We start from the raw sequence: 7920 nt of genomic DNA on the forward strand, positions 1-7920 counted from the left end.
TTTATTGAGTATAAGATTTACATCGCTTTGAATATTGAAAAAGAGAGAACGAAGTTCGTCCTCTCTAGGTGTTAGCTTTTCGTCTACCCACTACAGTTGACAAAGAGCCTTTTAATTTGTATTGATTTCAACCACTTCAATCCTTTCCCCACCAAGCAAAATCAAATGGCAGTCTACACGCTCTATCTTGTAGGCTTTTTTCAATGCCTCTGCATAGAGTTGCATTTGAGCTTGGTAACGTTGGCTGAGTTGGCTTGGTTTGTCATATTTATCTGTCTTATAATCAAAGAGGACAATATGATCATCATATAGCAGGTAGCCATCGATAATCCCACGAAGGACAAATTGTTCCTGTGATACAGGATCAGTCTGCAAACTTGCAAATGGAGCTTCGCGATGGAGTTTGTCCGTATTGGCTAGAATTTCTCTTCCTAAGTCTGTATCAAAGAACTCTAAAATCATCTGAACTTTGATTTTGTCTTTAACCGCTTGCTCAGCATGAACAGCTTCTAGGGCTGCTCTTACCGTATCTTCTGTCACCAACCAAGAAAGATCCAAGCGTTGCATGAGTTCATGGACTGCTGAACCGACTTGGGCTCCAGTAATTTTTGGTTTCTTGGAGAAATCTGGCAAGTTGAAGGTCCGTTTTGGCTGGTATTTTTCCATAACTTCCATGCCTTCTTGTTCCAAGATTGGTTCATAAAGCTTTTTGATCTGACTTGGAGTGCGCAAACTTGGTAATTCGATGGCAGCCTTATAGCGGGTATTCAATTCTTGGACAGAAGACAACTGGTCCAAGGCCTGGGCAATGTCTTCTGATTGACGAATATCTTTAAGGCTGGCGTCTTCAAGCTTATTCTTCAATGTCAGTTTACCAATCTTCTCCTCTGCCAAATCCTCATCTGCCACAAAGACTTTCTTGAAGTGCAAGTCTTCTCCTGAAAAGGCCTCATCAATGGCTAGAATCCAGTCTTGGAAGGTCGCCATGCTTTCACGAGTTGATTGGGTAAGTACACCATCTTCCCTCTTGCCATCGTATTTTTCAGCTAACTTGTCAGCATTACCCTTTCCAACCAGATACAGCTTCTTCTCGGCACGCGTTAGTGCAACATAAAGCAACCGCATTTGTTCTGAAAGATTGGCAATTTTTAGCTCTTGGAGATTATTTTGATAAGGGAGGGTGTTCATTAAGACTCGCACCTGAGGCAATGGGCTATTTACCTTATCTTTCATATCCGCTAAATATTGGATACCTAGACCATTTTTCCGGCTGATGATGACTGACTGGTAATGGTCTTCCAAGTTAAATCGCTTATCGATGTTCATGAGGAAGACATATTTGAACTCCAGACCTTTTGACTTATGAATGGTCATAAGCTGTACAGCATTTTGCGGTAGAAACTCTTGTACATCTGCTAAATCCTTGTCATTTGCTAAGGCACGGTCAATCATGGCGATGAAGCGGGACAAGCCCTTGTAACCTGTTTTTTCAAACTGGTTGGCACGCAGACCTAGTGCATATAGATTGGCCTGACGCTTGCTGCCATTTGGAAGAGCACCGACATAGTCATAGTAGAATTTTTCATTGAAAATCTTCCAAATCAAATCATAGATAGAATGCAGTTTGGCATAGGCACGCCAGTTTTCCAAAATAGATAAGAAATCCGTGATTTTCTTCTTCAACTCTCCTGACATCAGTTCAGGATGTTGTCCACTTGCTTGTTGGACTATTTCCATTTTCTGGTAAAAGAAACCTGTCCCAGCCTGCAAGGAAATCCGTGTCAGTTCATCCTCATCGAATCGGAACATAGGTGATTTAAGCAGGGCAACCAAGGCATAGTCATTGAGTGGATTATTAATAACCCGCAAGGTATCCAGCATGATCATGACTTCTAAAGATTGCAGATAGGAGGCTGCTCCACCATCTGCCACAATAGGAATCCCATGTTTTTCAAAAATGGACATAATGAGGTCATTGTGCGTCCGCTTTTGTACCAAGAGAGTGATGTCCTTGAAGTCTGCTCCTTCTTCATTGTAAAGACGAATAATCTCTTTTGCAACGACCTCAATTTCACCAGCAGTCAGAGATGTTTCCTCCTCAGCATCCCTTGAAGAGTTTGCGCTATCCTGTTGGTCATAAATCAAGTATTCCATCTCATGCTTGGGCTGGGCAATTTTTTGACCAGGACTACCAGCCACTAGACTGTGGGTGTCGTCATACTTGATTTCCCCTACTTGACGGTCCATCAGGCGCGTGAAAATGGCATTTGTTGCCTCCAAGACCTCAATCTGACTACGGAAATTTTCCTTAAGCAAAATCAATTTCCCAGCCTGAGGATTTGCCTGATACAGTTCAAATTTCTCTTGGAAAATCATCGGATCCGCCTGGCGGAATCGATAGATGGACTGCTTAATGTCGCCCACCATAAAGCGATTATGCCCGTTAGACAGCAGGTCCAGCATTCGCTCTTGGCTATGGTTGTTATCCTGGTACTCATCCACCATGACTTCGTGGTATTTTTCTTGGAAAAACTGGCGGATGTCCGCATTTTCTTCTAAAATACGAATAGCGAAATGCCCAATATCGCCAAATTCAAAAGCTGCTTCCTTGATTTTGACATCCAGATAAGCCTGCGAAAAATCCAAGACAAAGTCACGTAATAATATCAGCATTGGCAAAGCTTGAATCTGATAGTCTTTTAGCAGGGTCAATTCATAAACTTCCTGACCCAAATCTCTAAGTCCTGAGATAATCTGGCTCTTGCCAGCATTGTATTCTTCTTTAAAGGCTATCAAATGCTCATCTTTTGGTCGATTGGCATTGGTCAGGCCCTTGCCTCTGGACTGGTCGTTGATAAGAAGGATTCTTTCAACCCGCTCCATCAAGTTCTTCTGGTCCAGACTATCTAAACCTGTCAGCAAATCCAAAACTTCTTCCACATTGGCAAAATACTTAGCAGATCCAAAGTCATTTCTGCCCCATTCCACATGGTAGCGGAAGAAATCTGCAGCTTGATAGAGCTTGTCTAATACTTTTTCCTTAAAGCCTTGCTCTAAGATTTGCTCTAAATGCTCTTGACTGTACAAATCAGCTTGAACAGCCTGCTCTTTCAGCCATTTAGTTGGACTGCTCGTCGATTGGCTAAAATCATGCACCTGATAAACAACCTGACGGAAACCACTGTTATCCTTACGGTTGCCCGAAAAATTGCGAACCAGTTTGCGGAATGTACCATTTTCATCCTCTTCAAGATAATCTGCAAAGAGCTGATCAAAAACCTCTTTTTTTAGACTTGCTTTTTCAGTCTCATCCTGTAAAATCCGAAACTGTGGAGAAATACCAAGGCTATAACCGTAAGTCGTTACCAATTTCTGCGTAAAGGAGTCCATGGTCCCGATGTCTGCCTTGGTCAAATCCGCCAACTGGGCTGACAAATGCCGACGCAAGTCCATATCCGTCGTCTCCGCTATGGTTTCATTGAGATTTTTCTCAATCCGCTCCTTCAACTCACCTGCCGCCTTGACTGTAAAGGTCGAGATAAAGAGCTGGTCGATTCCCACACCACGCTTCAACTTATCCAAAATCCGTTGAACCATGACAAAAGTCTTTCCTGACCCAGCCGATGCAGAGACCAGAACATTCTGACCGTGCGTGTAGATGGCTTCAATCTGCTCAGGTGTGCGTTTTTGTTGCTTATCAGAATTGGCTTCCGCCAGCTGCACAGCCTTGATTTCTTCCGCGCTTAAAAATTGTTCAAAAGCCATTAGTCCTGACCTCCTTTCATTCGTTCCATCCAATCTTGACGCTTGGCCTCTTTGACCAACCGCCGTGCCATGCCCATGTGCCGATCCGCCTCAAAACCAGTGATTGCCTTCAGCTGCTCACCTGCCACCGAACGCCCATCTTTTGTATAAGGGTTAATAGCAAAGCGACCAGCCAGAATGTCCATGGCAGCTTGTTTGTAGAGTTCTTGGTTGTGGTTCAATAAAACCGCAAACTCATCTTCCGTATAGAGTTGGTTACGAGTCTGATAAAAATGATTGAGCCCCAGACTTTCCTCCTTCAAGAAAAGCCCCTTGTAAACCAAGCTAGTATTGGCAGCTCCTTCTAGCTGTTCTAAATTCTTCGTGTCTTTTAATTTGATAATCGGATCCTGCAAATGCAAATACATAGCTCCAAAAACAGGTTTATCCTTGGTTTCATCCAGCTCTTGTAAGGCTGCCAAGTAGGTTACCAACTGAGGTTTAAGACCATTGTAAAAATCACCAACTGAAAAAGATTGGTCGCTGGACTTGTAATCCACAACACCAACAGCCTGATTGATTTGCAAGGTATCCAAGCGGTCAATGGTACCATTTACATGCACACTCTTGCCATTTTGAAGGTCAAGAACCAGCGCCTTATCCTGACGGAAACTCTTTTCCTGACCATCAATTTCAACCAAATCATTATCCCGCAAAATAGTCGCACTGGAACGAGCAATCTTATCCAGCACCTCCTCCGTATAGCGAGCATCCGCATCCTGGTTATAGAACATAGCAAATTCTGCCTCGTCACGCGTATGCAGGATGGCCTTGTCCACTTTTTGATCAAAATCTAGATCAGATTGGTCCATGACCACTCGTTCAAAAATCCGATGCAAAAACAAACCATGCTGAAAAGCTGTCGGATGGATGGATTCCTGCTCCCGCAAGCGAAGAACATTGCGAACAAAGTAAAGATATTGGTTGTTGTAGAAATTGGTCAAGCTGGATGCAGAAAGATTGAGCGGCTTATCCTCTGGATATAAAGCAGCCAAGGTATCAGCTGCAAGCTGTTTAGAAGTAATTTCGCCAGTAATGGTCGGAATTTCAATGCCTTGCGACTCCAATCTCTTCTTCAAATGGCGAACCAAGACTGTCCAGAAGGCTGTCTCCCCTTCCCACTCCTCCGTTTCAAGGCTTGGTCTTTCCGACTCAATCAAACGAGATAAGAGACTCTTATAGTGACCGATGTCTTGCGGACTAAGTGTTTTCATCCGACCACGTTCTTCGGATTTCAGCCCCATTTTTTGGAGAATCTTGATATAAGGGGAGAGACTATCTTCGCCTTCGTTATAAATCTGAGGAGTTGAAATGACTAACTGTTCCGTCGCAGCATTCAGCAGAGACATCATGGCTGCATGGTTCTTCTTGATATTCTCTCGACTGACCAAATCAAAACGTGAAGAACTAGCCGAGACAAGATTGACTTTTTCCATCTCTTCTTCTGTCAATAGACTGGTATTCTTAGCAACTTTTGGAAAATTGGACTGGCCCATTCCGATAGCATAAACATACTTTGCAGTGTGTGGCTCGATCAAATCATAGGATTTGACATTGACCACATCAACCGTTGCAGGAACGGTACGATAGTGACTGGCCTGCATGCCTGCCTGTAAAATTGCCAGAAAATCATCCATTTTCAATTTTTCTTTTCCGAAAATCTGATGAAAATTCTCTAGAATATGGGTAAAACTTTTCCAGACCTGCTCTTCTTTTTCTTGCTCTACTTCGCTCAAATTTCGAGACATTTTTTCCATATTTTTAGGAAGCTCAATTGCCTCCAAAAATGCCATAAATTTCTCGAGCAAGGCAGTTCCAGATTGTGGTCCAGCCTTAAACAGCTGGTTCAAAGGCTCCATAATCTTAGCACGCAGGGGTTCCAAGACATTCAAATCATAGACAAGTCGCTTCTCCTTGACAGTCTCAACATCGTAGTCCGCTCTGCCATTGACCGAAAAAGCCCTCGAAAAAGCAGCCTGCCCCTTCATATCCGCAAAAAGGATGTAAGACTCAAATAGGTCCAGCTCCTTTTGGGAAATGCTGGCGTACAAACCAGATTTGAGGAGATTGAGCAGGTCTTCCGCACGGAAACGATAGCGACGCAAGCGTTCCAAGGACTCCACAAAATGGACCAGGGGATGATGACTCATCTCCTCTGCCTTACCGAAATAGTAAGGAATATCATACTTGTCAAAAATCTTGCCAATCTGCAACTTGTAGCTATCCACATCACCCAAGAGCAACAAGATCTCTTTATAGCGAGCCCCTTGATGCACAAGCTGACGAATCGCAGTCGCAACCTGCTCCACCTCTTCTTTTTGGTTGACAACTTCCCAGAGTTGGATTTTTTCTTGGTCTGCTGGAGTCAACTCAAGTAAGGTTCCGCTATAATCATAAATCGACTCCATATTCTTTGAAAATTTACCGATACTGTCCAGCTCAGGTTCTAAACCAATATATGAAATCTTTGTCTGGAATTGGGCTGATAACTGGCACAAAAAGTCAACGTTGGCTTGATAAACGTTCCCTTCAATATAGGTCGCATTTACAGCTTTCTTACTGGCATATACACCAATAAGAATTTCCGACACCCGTTCGTTTAAAGCACTTACTAAAGCTTCTTCTTCTGCCGAAAAACGAGAAAATCCGTCTACCACCAGCACAATGTTCTTCAACTGCTCATCCAACTGACCAGTTTCCACCAAGCTAGTCAGCTGTGCTAACTTAGACTGATGCTCAAAGCCTTCTTTGGACAAAATGTCTGTTACAGCCAGAAAAATCTTTACCAAATCAGCCTGCTTATCTGGTGACTCCATAGCTTCCAAGTCCAAAATAGACATATTTGCCCGTTGCAATTCTTTGTATAAAGCAACTAGCTGGTTAATGAAACCAAAATCTGTCTGCAAACGACCATAGACTTTCAAGTCGCCATCTTCAAATTGCGATAGAACACGAAAGAAAATCATGGCCAGACCAACATCATCCAGCGGTTGACCTGCTTCTTTCCTATCAATCATCAAATAGCGGGCCAATTGCCCAAAACGGGTCACGATAATATCAAAAGTTGCCTGTTCAGGTAGGTATTTCAAGACCTTGCGTTCCATCTCAAAGGATAGAGAGTTTGGAGCAATATAAAAAACTCGCTTACCTTCCTTAGCAAATTCTGCTGCGGTATCCGTTAAATACTGTGTCAGAGGATTGCGAATATCTGTATGGACTAATTTCATATCAAATTCTCATACTTTCATTGAACTTACTATGTCTAGTATATCAAAAATGCGTATACAAAAAAAGGAAAGGCGAACCTTTCCTTTTATTATTTTATCTGAATAGGAATTAGGAAAAATAATTTAATTAGTCTTCGTTGCGACGACGTTTACCTGCAAGAGCAAGAGCTGCAATAAGCATACCTGCACCAAGTACTGTTGCTGATGATGAAGCTTCACCAGTGTTTGGCAATTGAGCCGCACCAGCTTTAGCAGTTGTTGGAGCTACAGGAGCCTGTGGTTTTGGTGCAACAGGTTTGCTTACCTTACGGTAGATGTGTGTTGTATTACCGTCTGGATCTGTTACAGTCTTACCTGTAAACTCGTATCCTGGGATTGACTTGTTAGGTGTTGTACCATCTTCTTGCGGTGCAATTGGGTTACCGTCTTCATCAACGTGGTTTGTTACAACCTTAGTTACCTTACGGTAGATGTGTGTTGTATTACCGTCTGGATCTGTTACAGTCTTACCTGTAAACTCGTATCCTGGGATTGACTTGTTAGGTGTTGTACCATCTTCTTGCGGTGCAATTGGGTTACCGTCTTCATCAACGTGGTTTGTTACAACCTTAGTTACCTTACGGTAGATGTGTGTTGTATTACCGTCTGGATCTGTTACAGTCTTACCTGTGAACTCGTATCCTGGGATTGACTTGTTCGGTGTTGTACCCTCTTCTTGCGGTGCAATTGGGTTCCCGTCTTCGTCAACGTGGTTTGTTACAACTTTCTTAGCAGGTGTTTCTACTTTACGGTAAACGTATGTTACTTCAGTAGTCTTACCACCTTCAACTGTACCGTTTTCTGTACCAATTGTCTTAGACGGAATCAAGACATAACGTGAACCATCTTC

At 43.0% G+C, this 7920-nt stretch carries 3 protein-coding genes; all 3 read right to left on the reverse strand.

Features of this window, described 5'->3' with window-relative positions:
- Positions 1-111 precede the first annotated feature (111 nt).
- Positions 112-3765: a helicase-exonuclease AddAB subunit AddA gene (addA, locus tag P7J58_RS02035; RefSeq protein ID WP_408555528.1), complete on the reverse strand. Its 3654-nt coding sequence runs from the start codon at positions 3763-3765 to the stop codon at positions 112-114.
- Positions 3765-7031: an ATP-dependent nuclease subunit B gene (gene rexB / locus P7J58_RS02040; RefSeq protein WP_408555529.1), complete on the reverse strand. Its 3267-nt coding sequence runs from the start codon at positions 7029-7031 to the stop codon at positions 3765-3767. Before rexB ends, addA begins: the two co-directional genes overlap by 1 nt.
- A 127-nt stretch (positions 7032-7158) precedes the next feature.
- On the reverse strand, positions 7159-7920 hold a 762-nt coding region (locus P7J58_RS02045), incomplete at its 5' end, for a MucBP domain-containing protein (RefSeq protein ID WP_408572550.1).

This window comes from Streptococcus suis, assembly GCF_046032535.1.
Classification (GTDB): domain Bacteria; phylum Bacillota; class Bacilli; order Lactobacillales; family Streptococcaceae; genus Streptococcus; species Streptococcus suis_AK.

Coding starts and splice junctions, on each gene's coding strand:
- addA (WP_408555528.1), bottom strand. CDS start 3,765: ATGGCTTTTGAACAATTTTTAAGCGCGGAAGAAATCAAGGCTGTGCAG.
- rexB (WP_408555529.1), bottom strand. CDS start 7,031: ATGAAATTAGTCCATACAGATATTCGCAATCCTCTGACACAGTATTTA.